We start from the raw sequence: 15965 nt of genomic DNA, 5'->3' as shown, positions 1-15965 counted from the left end.
AATTCCCATAATCTTTAAAGAAGTTATACTCTAATTCCATCTCAAAAGCATCGAAAATGGTAGATAATCAAAACAAATCCCCATCTATTGACGAATCGCCCTATTCCCTCGCCCTTGATACAGAATTTACCAAAGATGTAGAATCCTTAGAGGGAGAATCCCATCTCCGTTTTTTTCTGCCCTCTGGCAATGAATTTGCCCTCTCGGCCATGGGAATTAGAGAAATTATGCAACAGGAACCGGGGAACATTACCCCCGTACCTAATGCCTCTCCCCTACTTCTAGGGACCATCAATCTTCGAGGAGAAATTATTTGGGTAGCAGATCTCGGACAGTTTCTAGGTTATCCTAATGTTTTGAACACTGACCGAGGAGAAGTTCCCGTTATTGCGGTGGAGGAACAGGATATTGTTCTGGGATTAGCAGTAAAATCATTAGGGGCAATTCATTGGCTTGAGGTGGATAAATTGCAAATACCCCAAAATATTCCAGATCACATCGCTCCCTATGTTCAGGGGGAATGGGTGGAAGGAAGAAATCATCATATTAGGGTATTAGACCACATTGCGATTTTACGCTCGGCTCGTTGGGTAGCCTAACTTTAGGGTAGTTATATGATCAACACAAAATCAAGTTTAAACTTAGAATTTAGCAACTGACGGAGAAGTAAACATGGCATCAGAAACTGATTATCAAAAAAGATACGCTCAAGCACAAAACGCATATTTAGAGGGAAATTTGCCAGAGGCTCGTGATATTACCGATATTCTTGTTCATGATTACCCTGAAGATCCCACTGTTTTATTACTCAAAGGTCATATTTGCTTACAACAGGATGAGCATGATAGTGCTAAAGACAGCTATCAAAAAGTGTTGAAACTGAGCGATCGCCCCGACATCATCAACCTAGCCCATCAAGGTTTACAACAAATCAACGAGCAACAGCAAGACAGTATTTACCCCATGGAATTAGAAGATCCCAACTTTGGCGATGAAGTAGAAGACTTTGAAGAAAGTGAGAGCGAAAACTGGACCAATAGCCTTTCCCTAGATAACCTAGATTGGGATCCAGAAGACCTAGAAGAAGAAGATATAGAAGATCCAACCCTCCAGCAAAACCCTTCCTTTACCAACAGTAAACAAAGTTCATCAGAAAAGCAAAATAATCCCTTTGAAGCAGGGGAAGATGATTTTGACGATTTTGACGATGATTTAACCGCCACCAACTTCGACTCCCTCTCCCAACCCTTTGATTTTGGGTCAGAAGATAGCTCCGATGATGATGATTTTGAATTTGGCGTAACCAATCTTCAAGACTTGGATGTAAATGTTAGCCCCTCGGACATTGACTATGATAATTTCCCCCCCCTGAATCTCGGAGATGAGGACGAGTCAGAGGACATAACGGGTAGCCCTACCTTTGTGGTATCTTCAGAGCAAGAAAATTCCCAAGAATCTGATCTTGTGGATTTAGAAGAAATGCTCACCAGTAGCACTGGGGGGGACTTCCTTGATGATCTCAACGATGATGACTACGGAGACTACAGCTCCGCCCTTGAGCCTTTGACCACCCCTTCAGGCTCTTTTGCTACCAAAAATCAAACCTCCACCATCAATGAAGATGAAGATGATCAACCCCTTGCCTTTGGAGATGATGAAAAATTCTTCCTCGCCCCCGATGACCTCGATGATATTCCCGACATCTCATCGGATAGCATTCCTTCTTCTATTTTTCCCCAACCTCAGCAACTGCAAAACGATGATAAGTTTGATGATGATGAAAGTAGTTTTAGTTTTAATACCTCAGATCTCAACAGTATTGACCTAGGGGGAGATGATGGCATCGGCACCAGTGCTTCTTTTTCTCCCTACAGTACCCCCACATATCAATCTATGCCCGCAGAGATTGAAGTTCAATCTAGTAAGTTTGGGAAGTATTACAATCTCTCTACTTTTAATAAACAACTATTCCATGGACTACTCACGGGGGTAGTTTCCTTCGTTGCCGTATTTTTAATTACCTCTTTTCAGGGGGGAGGTGCCGATGGGGAAAGACAAGGGTTAGGATTTGGAAATAAATTTATCCTTGGTTTATTAACAGGAATAGCCGCTGGGGGTACCACCGCTGGGGCTGGGTTGGTGATGGCAAAACACGTGGAACGTTATACTAATGATCTACAAAATCAGTTTGATTCTATTTATCAGGGTAACTACGATGTAAAAACCACGGTCTATTCCCAAGATGAGTTTGGGACTTTGGCTTCTAGTTTTAATCACATGGCAAAAATGATTAAGATGACCACCACGGAAGCTAAAAAACGGGCGGAAGATACGGAAAAAGCTCGGGAAGATTTCCAAAAACAGGTGGTTAAGTTCCTTGATGACGTGGAAGGGGCTGCTAGAGGTGATTTAACGGTTCAGGCGGAGGTTACTTCTGATGTATTGGGGGCGGTAGCGGATGCTTTTAACTTAATTATCAAAAACGTGCGTACCATCGTAACCCAGGTAAAACAGGCGGCGGTTCAGGTGAACAAGGGTAGTACCGATAGTGAGGTGTTTGCCCGTAGTCAGTCTAGTGATGCGCTGAGGATGGCGGAGGAGTTGGCGGTTACTCTTAATTCGGTGCAGATGATGACCGATTCGATTCAGAGGGTGGCAGAAAATGCCCGAGAAGCCGAGGAGGTAGCCCGTTCTTCTAGTGTTACAGCCCTCAAGGGGGGGGATGCGGTGGAGCGCACCGTGGCTGGTATTTTACAAATTAGGGAGACGGTATCGGAAACCACTCGAAAGGTAAAACGTTTGGCGGAGGCATCCCAAAAAATTTCTACCATTGTAGCGGTAATTTCTAACATTGCTTCCCGTACTAACCTTTTGGCTCTTAATGCCTCGGTACAGGCGGCAAGGGCAGGGGAAGCGGGTCGTGGCTTCTCCATCGTAGCGGCGGAGGTACGGCAGTTGGCGGATAGATCCGCTAAGTCTTTACAGGAAATTGAGCAGATTGTATTACAAATTCAAACGGAAACAGGGTCGGTAATGACGGCGATGGAGGAGGGTATTCAACAGGTAATGGACGTTACCCGCCGTTCTGAGGATGCAAAACGCTCTTTGGAGGATATTATTCAGGTGGCGAACCGTATTGATGCCCTGGTGCGATCGATTACAGCGGATACCGATGAGCAAAGGGAAAACTCTAAGGGGGTCGCCAAAGTTATGCAGAATGTGGAGTTAACGGCTCAAGAAACTTCCCAAGAATCGCAACGGGTGGCAGGTTCTTTACAGAATTTAGTAACCATTGCTAGGGATTTAATTGCCTCGGTGGATATGTTTAAAGTTGAGTAGTAGGGGAGTATGGATAAACAGCAAAAATCGGTTTTTTCCCAAGGCGGTTTATTTACTCATACCTATTATGGTTTGTTGGGGTTACATCCTTCGGCTTCTGGGGTAGATATTCGTCGGGCGTATCGGGAGTTGAGTAAACTTTATCACCCTGATACCACTGCTTTACCCCTTGAGGAGGCTAAAACAAAATTTCAATGTTTAAATGAAGCCTACGGGGTATTGGCTAACCCTGAGAGGCGATCGCTCTATGACTTACAAATAGGTTACTCCCGTTGGAATGTAATTCAATCCCCCCTCAATTTTTATCAGGATGAAGAAGAAGAAGAATATAAAAGCTCTGCCTACCTAGATCCCACCGATAGACCTTTATCATCAGGAGAACTGTTTGCCCTGTTGCTCATGGGGGTCACCCTTTTTGCCTGTGTGATCCTTGCATTATTCCTTGCTTGGCTAAGAGGCTGATTTTTTTTGGTAAAATTATGGTGCAATAAATTGAACTACATTGATTAAAATGCCTCCATTGTCACCCACTAGCCCCCTTTACAGTCATCCCCTACCGGCGATCGAAGATTGGTTAAAATCCATGGGATGCGAACAAAATAGTCAAAAACTAAACCACTGGTACCTCAGCAAAGATCACTGGAAAGCAGAAATAATCCTCGAAACCGAAGATATTAATATAAACTATCTCCAAGCAGGAGCCGATGGCACAGACATCAAAAGAGCCTTTCGTTACTCCCTTTCCCGACAAGATATAGAAGACGCTATTTTTTCAGGGCCTTAATAAAACCTGAGAATTGAACGGTAAGGAGGCAATACATATCCCACAAAATAGGACACCCATCACCTCCTTACAATATTTTCCCCTAGCAGAGAAATTAATTATGCCTCAGCTTCGATTTGTAAAAATAGTAATGCCATAACCACTGCAGGCATAGCTAAACCCACAACAGGAACTAAAATAGAAGGTAAGAAAGCGGCTGCGTATTCTCCAAGCATGGTTGTTATTTTCCTTATGCTAAACAATAAAATTAACTACCATGGATATTACCGCTAACCTAAGCAAAAATGGACGAAATATAAAGATTCTTAACAAAAAAACTTTGAAAATCAAATCTCAAGTTAAAGTAAGCTACAAACAATAATTTTTGTGAAAAAAATATAAGGAGATCAAATAAAATCCATGAGTAGTAACGTAGTTAATTCTGGTGGAGATCCTCAAGTAGGAAATCTTAGTACTCCTATCAATGGATCTGGTTTTACAAAAGCATTTATCAACGGCTTACCCGCCTATCGCAAAGGTTTATCCCCTAACCGTCGTGGTTTAGAAATTGGCATGGCCCATGGTTATTTTCTTTATGGACCTTTTGCCCTACTAGGCCCCCTAAGAGATACTGATTTTGGCTCCCAAGCTGGTTTACTCGCAACCATTGGCTTAGTTGCTATTTTAACAATTTGTTTATCCATCTATAGTGCGGTGGGTGTTAGTAAACCCACTGAAACCTTAACCACCCCCCAAGTACCCGCAGAATTAGGTACCAAAGAAGGTTGGAGCGAATTTGCCTCTGGATTCCTTCTCGGTGCTTCTGGTGGTGCTTTCTTTGCTTTCTTCCTTTGCCAAACCTCTTATTTACAGCCCTTAATTGAAGCGGCTAAAAATGTTTGGTAATTTTTCAATGTTTTCTTGATTGTCAGGAAGAAGTTAAAATTAATCAGGCAAGGGGATATATTTCCTCTTGCTTTTTTGATGCTTTACAACTGATACTGGGTTCGCAGAAAAAGTATACTAATAAAACGAACAATGGGCTTAACCCCATTGACCATAAAAAATAACTAAAACAACAAAAATGTTGTTTAAATGTCCTAAAATAGACTTTAGCAACAAAAATGTTGTTAAACTATATAAGTAGTCAGTCTATAAAAACTAATTAACATGAGTGCCACCGTAAAAACTTTAGTCAATCAACCCTACAAGTACGGATTTATCACTGATATTGAATCCGATAGTATTCCCAAAGGATTAAGTGAAGACGTAGTCAGATTAATTTCTGCCAAGAAAAACGAACCTGAATTCATGTTGGAATTTCGCCTCAAAGCCTATCGTCAGTGGTTGAAAATGACTGAACCGCAGTGGGCTCATGTGGGCTATCCTAAAATTGATTATCAAAATATTATTTACTATTCCGCACCAAAACAGGGTAAAGAAAAGCTCAAAAGTTTAGATGATGTTGATCCTACTTTGCTCGATACCTTTGAGAAATTAGGTATTCCTTTATCCGAGCAAAAAAGATTAAGTAACGTTGCCGTAGATGCTATTTTTGACAGTGTTTCCATTGGTACCACCTTCAAAGAAAAATTAGCCGAAGACGGAGTTATCTTTTGTTCTATCTCTGAAGCATTACAAGAATATCCTGATTTAGTACAAAAATATTTAGGTAGTGTTGTCCCTGTGGGAGATAACTTTTTCTCTGCTCTCAACTCCGCCGTTTTTAGTGATGGTTCCTTTGTATTTATTCCCAAAGGGGTAAAATGCCCCATGGAATTATCCACCTATTTCCGCATTAATAATGGCGATACAGGGCAATTCGAGCGCACCTTAATCGTAGCAGAAGAAGGCGCATCGGTAAGCTACTTAGAAGGATGTACCGCCCCCATGTATGACACAAATCAACTCCATGCGGCAGTGGTAGAATTAGTAGCCCTCGACAATGCCGACATCAAATATTCCACCGTCCAAAATTGGTTTGCAGGGGATGAAAAAGGTAAAGGGGGTATTTATAACTTTGTTACTAAACGGGGACTATGTAAAGGGGTAAACTCAAAAATCTCTTGGACTCAAGTAGAAACAGGCTCTGCCATTACTTGGAAATATCCCAGTTGTGTATTAGTCGGTGATAACTCCGTGGGAGAATTTTACTCCATCGCCCTTACCAACAATATGCAACAAGCCGACACAGGCACAAAAATGGTACACATCGGCAAAAATACCCGTAGCACCATTATTTCTAAAGGTATATCCGCAGGAAACTCTAAAAATAGTTACCGTGGTTTGGTGAAAATGGGTAATAAAGCCAAGGGGGCAAGAAACTACTCCCAGTGTGACTCTATGCTTATCGGTGACAATGCCGAGGCTAATACCTTCCCTTACATTCAGGTAGATAATAATACCGCCAAATTAGAGCATGAGGCTTCTACATCTAAAATTGGCGAAGATCAACTTTTCTACTTTGCCCAAAGGGGAATTTCTGAAGAGGATGCCATTTCTATGTTGGTAAGTGGTTTTTGTAAAGATGTGTTGAACGAATTACCCATGGAATTTGCCGCGGAAGCTGATAAATTATTAAGCCTCAAATTAGAAGGCACTGTGGGTTAATTTATCCATAAACTATACTTTTATTTACTATTTATGGGCAATGGGCTTAAGCCCATTGTTGGTTTTATTGGTATGCTTTTGTTTGTTATTCAACCCTTACCCTTTGGGTAATCATAGTTGTGCCATCGTCACGGATGAAAATAGCCGAGTACCAATGATCCCCTTCATTGATGGTCACTCGTTTGAAAATACCCCCCGCAGATAGGGCATCTAATTCCATGGGTTGTGGATTGGTAAATAAAGTAGGACTTACTCGCTCTTCTTTTACCCCTCCTAATATTAAACCATTACCGATAGGATCTTCTACGATCGCATCGAAATCAAATGCTTGACCCGATCTGACAGTTTGAGGTAATCTGAAGGTAATTTGGGGAGGATTTTCCCCCGTGGTAATGCGGGTTTTTTCCGTCAAAATCTCTTGGGCAACAAGTTGTTGATTTTCAAAAGTTTGACGGGCAGTAATTTCAGAAACCATATTTACCGTTTCTCCATTTTCCTCCTTGCTACCTTCGATGATGGTGGTAGTATTGACGATTAATTGTTGTTGATTTTGTTCAGTGGAGTTAAGAGTAGTTGTATATTTTAGATTAGGATAACTATTCCAAAGTTGTTCGAGGGAATTTAAAAAAGTCTCATTATCTAAGCCATCTTCATTGCTAAATTGAGGCGAAATATATTGTTTTAAACTTTCCATATCTTGATTATTACTAGCAAAATCAATTCTGGTGATAAGTTCTATTATTTCCGTATTGATGTTATTTTGTGCCGTAGCGGGGTTATGTTTCTGTAGGGAAAAATAAAAACTAACAATAAATAACAAGGAAAAGTTTAGTATTCTTTTTAATTTTTTCTTTTTTTTAATCATTCTCTGATCTTATTTTATTGATGCTTAGTGGGTGATGAGAATAATTATAACAATCAAAACTATGGACCATTGCCTATTGCCGAACTAAACTAGAAATCATACCTTGATTCACCAACCCCCTTAACTGTTAATTGTGTGTAGTATGGGTAATTATTTTATATTTTCTTTATGTTTGAATAATTACTAATTATTTTTAAAATATTCATTAATTTACTGAGTATTATTACTTACAAATAATCAAGGAAATATTACGTTTAATAAACAAAGGTGTTTTTAAGAAAAAAGTTTTGATAGTTTAGATAAAGAATGAATGAACGAAGACGATTAAAAATGATCAAGCATTTTTCAGAAGAGTGGATTAAAGAATGGTGTTACGAAAATGGTTGGACAGACTTATTTTTAAATCGCCGAGACTATTGGGCTTTTCCTCCTAATGGGGTGATGCCATTACCTATTCCTAGGGAAATATTATTAGATATTAAGGCGGAAAAAGGATTTTCTGACCAAGAAAAAGTTTGGGTATCGGCTACTTTAATAGTTAGTTTTTTAGGGGTTATATTTAGTTATGTATTAAATTCTCCTATGCCCTTAGTTTTTGCTTTTGCTTTTTGTGCCATGGTAGTGGGAAATTTTGATATTGATTAATTCCTACATTTAAGTAAAAATGAGTGACCAAACTATTAACTTAAATCCTCCGTTGTATGAGTATTTTTTATCGGTATCTTTGAGGGAAAATCCCGTTTTAGGAGAGTTGCGGGAAGAGATGAAAAGTCATCCTGTGGGTAATATGCAAATTTGCCCTGAGCAGGGGCAGTTTATGGCTTTATTATTGAAATTGATGGGGGCAAGGAAGGTATTAGAAGTTGGGGTATTTACGGGCTATAGTTCAACCATTATGGCTTTGGCTTTGCCTGATGATGGTAAATTGATTGGTTGCGATACTTGTAAGGCTGATACGGACATTGCTAGAAAATATTGGCGTAAAGCGGGGGTAGAGGATAAAATTGAGCTTTTTTTAGCCCCTGCCCTCGATACTCTCAATGATTTAGTGGAACAAGGGGAAAGGGAAACTTTTGATTTTTGTTTTATTGATGCGGATAAGAGTAATTATCTGAATTATTATGAAAAGTGTTTGTGTTTGGTGCGTCGAGGGGGTCTAATTGCGATCGATAATGTGCTGTGGTATGGTCGGGTAGCAGATAAAAGTATTGATGATAAAAGAACCAATAAAATTAGGGAGTTTAACCAATTTTTAAAGGAAGATGATCGTATTGATCTTAGTTTAATTCCCATTGGTGATGGTTTAACTTTGGCTCGAAAAAGGTAAATATTGCTTTACGGAAGATAAAAGTAAAAGGTTGCCCCCTTATTTGGGGCGGCATCATACCAGATTTCACCATGGTGTCTTTGAATAATGCGCTTGACGGTGGATAAACCTATACCTGTGCCTTTAAATTCTCTATCGGTATGTAAGCGATGGAAGGGGGTAAACAATTTTTTGGCAGTATTGGGATCAAATCCTGCTCCATTATCTTTGATAAAATATACATTCTGATTACCTTTTTTTAGTAGTCCAAATTCGATGCGAGGGTTTTCGGTTTTAGAGCTATATTTATAGGCATTTTCTAAGAGATTTTCGACCACAATTCTCATTAAATTAATATCTCCTTGGCAATAAAGCTCAGGGGTAATGATAAAATCAACGGTACGATTTTTATTTTCTATCCTAAATTTGTCACTAATTTCGCTCACTACTTCGCTGATGTTGAAGGTGGAGTATTCTATTTCGATATTTTGTACTTGGGATAAACGTAATAAATCTCGAATCACTTCAGCCATTCTTTTACCTTCATCATAGATGTACTGAAAATATTCTTTGACGTTGGGTTCAAATTGATGACTAAATTCTTGCGCTATGAGTTGACTAAATCCGTTGATGACGTGAATTTTATTTTTTAGGTCATGGGATACTCGATAGCTAAATGCTTCTAGGTCTTGATTTAATAGTATCAGTTGTTCATTTTTTCTTTCAATCTCTCTTTGCATTTTGAGTAAACGCAATTGATTTTCTACTCGAATGACTACTTCTTCGATTTGAAAGGGTTTGGTGATGTAGTCAACTCCCCCAACCTTAAAAGCATGGACTTTGTCGAAGGTGTCGTTAAGGGCGCTGAGGAAGATGACGGGGATATGTTGGGTTTTTTCTTGGGATTTAAGAATTTTACATACTTCATAGCCATCTAGGTTGGGCATTTTTATGTCTAGTAGGATTAAGTCTGGAGGTTCTATTTCTATTACTTGTAGGGCTTGTTTACCGCTTAACACCCTTCTTACATCATAGTCATGGTCGGTGAGCATGGTAAATAGTAGTTGTAGGTTTTCGGGTACATCATCAACGATGAGAATGTCTCCTTTGGCGGTATTTAAGTTATTCATGGCTATTTTGGGTTAGGTTAGTTATTTGCTCAAAGAATAGGTTATTGAGCATGTGGTTAAGGTGATGGGTTAAGGAGCTATATTCTGCGGGTATTTCGGCTATTAGTTTTTTTATTTTTAATTCTCTGGCACTCAAGGCGGCTTGATGGAGTTGATTTTTCCACGGGGGGGGCATTTTTCGTAGTTGAGTTTGTACTTGTTGAATATCGAGGGTGGGGGGTTTTGTTTTTTCTTGGGTTTTTTCTTGGTTTTCTTGGTAGATATATTTAACCCCTAGATGTTTTGCCATCATCTCAAAGATGATTTTTTCTTGGAAGGGTTTACTCACAAAGTCGTTACATCCTACTTCGAGAATGGCTTCTCTTTCTTCGTCGAAGGCGGTGGCGGTGAGGGCGATAATGGGTACTGGTTTTTGGTTGTTATTTTTCTCTAGTTTACGAATATTACGACTGGCTTGATAGCCGTCCATTACGGGCATTCTCATGTCCATCCAAATTAGGTTGGGTTGCCATGTTTCCCAAAGTGCGATCGCCTCTTGACCATTACAAGCAGTTTGTACATCAAAACCCATGGATTTTAACATTTTTTCCATCAAAAGTCGATTATTCTCCACATCCTCCACCACCAAAATGCGATAAAGGGGTTGTGATTGCTGTAAACCAATAATCTGACGAGAATTATTCAGAGGTTTTTCTTCAATTTTTTCGGGAAGAGTCATAACAATACGACAAGTAAAAATAGAACCTTCCCCCAAACGACTTCTCACCGTTATATCACCATCCATCAAACGGGCAAACTGACGACTAATCGATAACCCTAAACCAGTACCTTCCCTAGAATGAATACTATTATCAGTCTGCTTAAAAGGCTCAAAAATACTCTCTAAATTCTCCTCCTCAATACCTATGCCCGTATCCTTCACCTCAATCAACAACTTAACTTGTGGATAAGGCAAAGTATCCAGTGATAATAAAGATAAAACTAAATCCACATAACCCTTATCCGTAAACTTAATGGCATTACCCACCAAATTAACGATAATCTGGCGTAATTTACTCTCATCCCCCTGTAGATATTTGGGCAAGTCATCATCTTGATATACTCGAAAAGGTAAACCCTTAGAATTAGACTTAATGGTTAACAACTCCTGCACCGACTTAATCAAATTGTGGAGATTAAAACAAGTTTGGTGTAAAGTAATCTGCCCTGCCTCAATGCGAGACATTTCCAAAACATCATTAATCAAAGACAATAAATGCTCTCCACTACGATTTATAATGCCCAAATACTCCTGCTGTGTCTGAGAAAGGGAACAATCTCGATTCATCATTTGAGTAAAACCCAAAATAGCATTAAGAGGAGTACGTAATTCATGGCTCATTTTTGCTAGAAACTGACTTTTTGCCAAATTAGCCGCATTGGCTTGTTTCGTGGTTTCTTCTAAAAGATATTGGGAATGTTGGGAAAACTCTAAAGCCGTTAACAATAAAACCTTGCGCAACTCTTGGGCTGCCTCAATTTCCACCGACTCCCAAGGAAAAGACTTATTTTTGATGGTTTCTTTCCACAAAGCAAAGGAATTACGGGGGGAAAGTTGGGGAATATTATCAACATTTTCCACATTTACATCATAGGGATTCCCCGCCCATGCCACTTGATAGGATTGTTCCGCTCGAAACCAAATTAAATGATAAGTATGATTAGTTAAAAACAAAGATATGCTCAAAATTCCACATCCAGTATCTTGAAACTCCTGCGCTGGAGGATAAATAGTAGCAAGAGAGTCTGTAAAAAATATTTCCTGTTGACTAGGGTTGAGAAATTCCTTCATTAAATCATTTACTTGGGATTGGCTAGGGGTACTTCCCATCAAATGAACATCATCATCCAAACACACCACCAAACCTTGGGATTTTGTCAGATTGATTAAACTATTCTTATTTCGCATAAAAACATCTTTAATCAATTCTGGACTCCTTAAAAAACCTTGCCTAAGCCTATTTTGAATCCCTTGTATTTGAAGGCGATAATTTTTAAATTTTTGTTCTTGTTTACAGAATAAGTGCGCTGATAAAAATTGCCCTAAAAATTCCCCTGCTTTTCTCGTTTCATAGTTAATATACTTGGGAGAATAGTGATGACAGGCAATTAAACCCCAAAGTTTATTTTGGTTTATCAGGGATATGGACATGGAAGCCTTTACCCCCATATTTTTGAGGTATTGAATATGACAGGGAAAAACACTCCTTAAAGTTGAGCGACTTAAATCTAACTCTTGGTTTTTGAGGGGATGTTGGATGGGAATAATCTCCACGGGGGGGGCCGATACATCACAAATAATCCTTAACCAGTTACGTTCATAAAATTCCCGTGCAGGGGTGGGAATATCGTAGGAGGGGTAGTGTAAACCGAGATAGCTTTCGATACCTTCTTTTTTATCCTCTGCAATGACAACTCCGCTACTATCAAAATTAAAACGATAAATTAAAACTCGATCAAATTGAGTTATTTTCCTGATTTCTTGGGTAATAATTTCGTAGGTTTTTTCGAGGCTATAGCTAGAGGTGGTGTTAAGAATAGCATTATTGAGAAGACTATATAAATCTGGTAAAAATCTTTGATGGGAAAACTTTAGAGGTTCAAGTTCTAAGATAATACTATCTTGAATGGTGTGAATAGTACCTTGAAATGTAGTTTTTTTCTTACGGGTTTTAACTTTAATAATCTCAAAAAAATCGTGACTATTATTTTTTAAGGAAGCTAAGATGTTATTTATTTGTTTCGGATAAAGTATTTTTTTTAGATGCTTTCCGAGAAGATTTGATGGTGCTATGTCTAAAAACTCTTCAACATTATTACTAACTTGAATAATTTCTAGGGTGGCAAAGTCAATAACTATCAAGATTCCGTGGCCTTGAATAGAACCAGGGTACCTAATCTCAAATTGTTCATGGGATTGTTGTTGGACGCTTGCTAGGTCAATCATGATAGTTTTTTAAATGAGAAGAAAAAAAATTTAAGGGTGATATTTTTAATTATTTATCAAGGTAAAGTTACTTTTTTTTAAGGGTTAAAGTAATTTTATTTTACCCATTTTTTTCAAAACATGGTCATGATTATTTAACAATTATTAATTAATTAAGTTACAAAAGTTAAATGTCCCAGTCTTCATCTTCAAAGTCATCAAAATCTTGATCTTGTTGGTAGGGGGGGGTAATAACTCGATAGGTAGCATCATAAATTCCCCCTTGGTTGGCACTGGGGCGAGAGGGTTGGCGAGGGGAAATCTTAGCACTTTTAGGCACTATTTCCGTCCTTTCCCCTGGCTGATAGGAGTAGGGGGCTGCTTGACGGGGTTTTTGATTGATTTCTATTTCTGGTTCTGGTTGATCTATAATTTCTACTTTTGGGGTATCAATTGTTTCTGGGGGGGGGGTTATGTTGATATTTTTTTCTTCTGGTTTTTCTTCTAAAATATCTAGTTTTTTTTCTGATTTAATATTTTCTTGGGGGGTGTTATTTGTTATGTTATTTGTGGTTTCTTTTTGATATTTTATCGGTTCTCTAGGTTCAAAATTGGGTTTATTTTCTGTGTCTAAGCTGTCGGGATAAATAGGATCGTCTTGGTAGGTAGGTTGATAGTAGGGATGGGATTTTTCTTCTATTTTGGTGGAGTATTGCCTATTTTTTGATGGTTTTGGGTTGTTGGGGCTGGTGGGATTATAGTTAGAATATTGTGAAGTTTTGGGGGCGGATAATTTATTAAAAAAGTTGATTATTAGGGTGGAGATTATTCCTCCGAAAAAGCCACTAAAAAGAATTATGGACAGAGGGATATTAACAGGTGAGCTTCCTAATATAATAATAGGAATGGCTTGGGAGTTTTGTACTAATAATAAAATTAAGATTAAAAAAAAGACAATTAATATTAAACTTTTTAAGTTCATGATCAGGTTAATGGGACAGGGATATTATTATTTTTGGTTATGGCAATTTTAAATGGTTTGTGACATATTTAAGGGCAATAAAAGGGTAAAGTTTTTAACTCGTGGGTGAAGTGAGATAGGATTTTGGTGGGCATAGCCCACCGTTGATTTTTTTTGTTAATAATAAATAATATTATTTTTCTAGGGGGAAATAGACGAGGGGAAACCAACTACGGTGGAGGATTTCTTGGGCAAAACTTTTTACTGTCCAGTTTAGTAATATGTTATCACGGTCATCGGCAACGGCGATCGCACTTACATCATAATTAAGGGCAAGGTCAAGAATTTCCAAAATGGGGTCACCTTTTTTGACGATGGATTGAACTTCTAAACCTAAATCTTTTAACTCTTGTTCAACCTTTGCTAAATCTTTTTGAGCATTTTCTACCCTATTTTCTAATAATAAAGGAGAGCGAGAAACTTCTTCTACTACGGTTACTAATAAAATTTGATGTTGAGTTTTCAAAGACTCTTTTTGACAATATTCTTTTACTTTATTAATAAGATAACGGGAAGATTTACCACCCTTATAAGGTACTAACCAAAAACGATTGAGATGCTTACATCTTAGGGCTAATTCCTCATCTCGGTAAACGGAGATTAATTGAGGACGTAAAATCATGAAAGGAACTTTTAATTTTTTGGTCAATTTTGTAGCGGTTGAGCCAAATATTCCCTCTTGAATGGCTGTTTTTACGGTAGTACCAAGAATAACAAAATCAATATTATTTTTTTCTACGGTTTCAATTATATTGGTGGTAGGTTCTCCCGATAACACCTCTACATTAACCTTAATAGAGTCTGGAACATTCTCTAATTGAGAAGATAGGAAATTTTTGACCTCATCAATTTTATCTTGGTCAACACGGGGAATTTCTCCTTCTGTCCAGAGGGGAACACTGTGCAAAAAAGTAATTTCTTTTAGGCCACTATGTTCAAAACTACTTATAAAACGGGCTAACTTTTGTAGTCCATCTTTTAAGTCTGTACAAATTAGGCAACGCTGAAGCATATATTTTTCTTTAGGAATATTTTATTTTATTTATTTTAGGGTAACATTTAATCATATTAATTACTGATTAAACTTTAGATGATAGTGATAAATATTATTTATTAATATTATTTTAAATTTTTTCTCCACTGAGAATAAATACGGGGGCAATGGCGGCAAATACTTGACTCATCCCCCTTGTTTCTAGGCGGTTGATGGATGATTGTACTACTTCTATGTTTCTGGCTTGTAGTTGGGCTAATCCTTCCGAGAGTTGATAAAGATTTTCAAGGTTAGATGCGATCGCCACTACTCGACCACCCCCTTGTAAGTTATCCCAAACTTGGGTTAAAACAGCCTTAACGGATTTACCACCCCCAATAAAAACTCGATCAGGTTTAGATTTTATTTCCCCAAGACAATCAGGGGCGCTACCCTCCATTACTGTAACATTAGTTACTTTAAACTTTTTACAATTTTTGTTAACTAAAGAAACAATCTCTGGATCTCGTTCAACGGCAATAATTTCGCTCTGGGGGCATAGTAAAGCCATTTCAATGGAAACTGTACCAGTACCCGCTCCAATATCCCAAATTACGGATTTATCTTCTAGGCGCAAAGCTGACAAAATCAATAATCTTACTTCTCTTTTGGTTAACGGAATTCCGGGTAAACGTTCAAAAAGTTCGTCGGGAATGCCTGAAGTTTTATATTTCCACACCATAATTTAAAGTTTATTATTTGATGATCAAAACAATTATAATTGACATCCTCCCGTGCCTGAAGGCGACGGGATTCCTAAAACAAGCTCAAACTTAATTGAGTTCCTTTTAGGATGGTTGACGCTTCATCGCATACTGCTACCTTTGCGGTAGTCTTACGCCCTGCTCCACATCCATTTAAAGCCTTGGAATGCCCTCCCACGGCTGTTTTTAATATATTTTGACTTGCATTAATATCACGATCATGTACTGC

Annotated in this window: 15 protein-coding genes; 8 read left to right on the top strand and 7 right to left on the bottom strand. The window is 38.4% G+C overall.

Features of this window, described 5'->3' with window-relative positions; translation table 11 throughout:
* Nucleotides 1-56 precede the first annotated feature (56 nt).
* From ACXITR_RS07245 to ACXITR_RS07230, 4 genes are all read left to right on the top strand, one after another.
* A complete protein-coding gene (locus ACXITR_RS07245) occupies nt 57-599 on the top strand; it encodes a chemotaxis protein CheW (protein WP_457996570.1) in 543 nt (180 codons plus the stop codon).
* 73 nt (nt 600-672) lie between these two features.
* Entirely contained in the window at nt 673-3339 is a 2667-nt protein-coding gene (locus tag ACXITR_RS07240; protein WP_457996569.1) for a methyl-accepting chemotaxis protein, read from the top strand.
* 9 nt (nt 3340-3348) lie between these two features.
* Nucleotides 3349-3801 carry a J domain-containing protein gene (locus ACXITR_RS07235; protein ID WP_457996568.1) on the top strand — a complete coding sequence of 151 codons (453 nt, stop codon included), beginning with the start codon at nt 3349-3351 and terminating at the stop codon, nt 3799-3801.
* A gap of 49 nt (nt 3802-3850) precedes the next feature.
* On the top strand, nt 3851-4123 hold the full coding sequence (locus ACXITR_RS07230) for a DUF3143 domain-containing protein (RefSeq protein ID WP_457996567.1): 273 nt from the start codon (nt 3851-3853) through the stop codon (nt 4121-4123).
* 98 nt (nt 4124-4221) lie between these two features.
* Here ACXITR_RS07230 and ACXITR_RS07225 read toward each other — a convergent pair whose 3' ends face one another.
* Nucleotides 4222-4338, bottom strand: a complete 117-nt coding sequence (locus tag ACXITR_RS07225) for a photosystem I reaction center subunit VIII (protein ID WP_457996566.1) — start codon at nt 4336-4338, stop codon at nt 4222-4224.
* A 184-nt stretch (nt 4339-4522) separates the two neighbouring features.
* Between ACXITR_RS07225 and ACXITR_RS07220 the strand changes: the two genes are divergently transcribed.
* Together ACXITR_RS07220 and sufB are read left to right on the top strand one after the other, a co-directional pair.
* Nucleotides 4523-5008 (top strand): photosystem I reaction center subunit XI, encoded by a 486-nt coding sequence (locus ACXITR_RS07220; protein ID WP_457996565.1) that lies wholly within the window; start codon nt 4523-4525, stop codon nt 5006-5008.
* Between the two features lie 264 nt (nt 5009-5272).
* Nucleotides 5273-6712 carry a Fe-S cluster assembly protein SufB gene (sufB, locus tag ACXITR_RS07215; RefSeq protein WP_457996564.1) on the top strand — a complete coding sequence of 480 codons (1440 nt, stop codon included), beginning with the start codon at nt 5273-5275 and terminating at the stop codon, nt 6710-6712.
* 85 nt (nt 6713-6797) lie between these two features.
* Here sufB and ACXITR_RS07210 read toward each other — a convergent pair whose 3' ends face one another.
* Entirely contained in the window at nt 6798-7577 is a 780-nt protein-coding gene (locus tag ACXITR_RS07210) for a nuclear transport factor 2 family protein (protein ID WP_457996563.1), read from the bottom strand.
* Nucleotides 7578-7907: 330 nt separating this feature from the next.
* On the opposite strand from ACXITR_RS07210, the gene ACXITR_RS07205 reads away from it, so the two are divergent.
* Together ACXITR_RS07205 and ACXITR_RS07200 are read left to right on the top strand one after the other, a co-directional pair.
* Nucleotides 7908-8222 carry a slr1957 family protein gene (locus ACXITR_RS07205; RefSeq protein ID WP_457996562.1) on the top strand — a complete coding sequence of 105 codons (315 nt, stop codon included), beginning with the start codon at nt 7908-7910 and terminating at the stop codon, nt 8220-8222.
* A 19-nt stretch (nt 8223-8241) separates the two neighbouring features.
* A complete protein-coding gene (locus ACXITR_RS07200; protein ID WP_457996561.1) occupies nt 8242-8904 on the top strand; it encodes a class I SAM-dependent methyltransferase in 663 nt (220 codons plus the stop codon).
* A gap of 8 nt (nt 8905-8912) precedes the next feature.
* Here ACXITR_RS07200 and ACXITR_RS07195 read toward each other — a convergent pair whose 3' ends face one another.
* The 5 genes from ACXITR_RS07195 to cbiT form a co-directional block, all read right to left on the bottom strand.
* Nucleotides 8913-10013, bottom strand: a complete 1101-nt coding sequence (locus tag ACXITR_RS07195; protein ID WP_457996560.1) for a response regulator — start codon at nt 10011-10013, stop codon at nt 8913-8915.
* Complete coding sequence (locus ACXITR_RS07190) at nt 10006-12999, bottom strand: ATP-binding protein (RefSeq protein WP_457996559.1); 2994 nt, start codon at nt 12997-12999, stop codon at nt 10006-10008. The genes ACXITR_RS07195 and ACXITR_RS07190 overlap by 8 nt, the downstream gene beginning before the upstream one ends.
* Before the next feature lie 166 nt (nt 13000-13165).
* The gene (locus ACXITR_RS07185) at nt 13166-13960 is read right to left on the bottom strand and encodes a hypothetical protein (RefSeq protein ID WP_457996558.1); all 795 of its coding nucleotides are present in this window, start codon (nt 13958-13960) and stop codon (nt 13166-13168) included.
* Between the two features lie 172 nt (nt 13961-14132).
* Nucleotides 14133-15011, bottom strand: coding sequence for a universal stress protein (locus ACXITR_RS07180; RefSeq protein WP_457996557.1), 879 nt, complete (start codon nt 15009-15011; stop codon nt 14133-14135).
* A gap of 112 nt (nt 15012-15123) precedes the next feature.
* Nucleotides 15124-15714, bottom strand: a complete 591-nt coding sequence (gene cbiT, locus ACXITR_RS07175; protein WP_457996556.1) for a precorrin-6Y C5,15-methyltransferase subunit CbiT — start codon at nt 15712-15714, stop codon at nt 15124-15126.
* Nucleotides 15715-15965: the final 251 nt, after the last annotated feature.

The organism is Cyanobacterium sp. (genome assembly GCF_054166785.1).
This window is presented reverse-complemented; position numbering and strand designations above follow the sequence as displayed.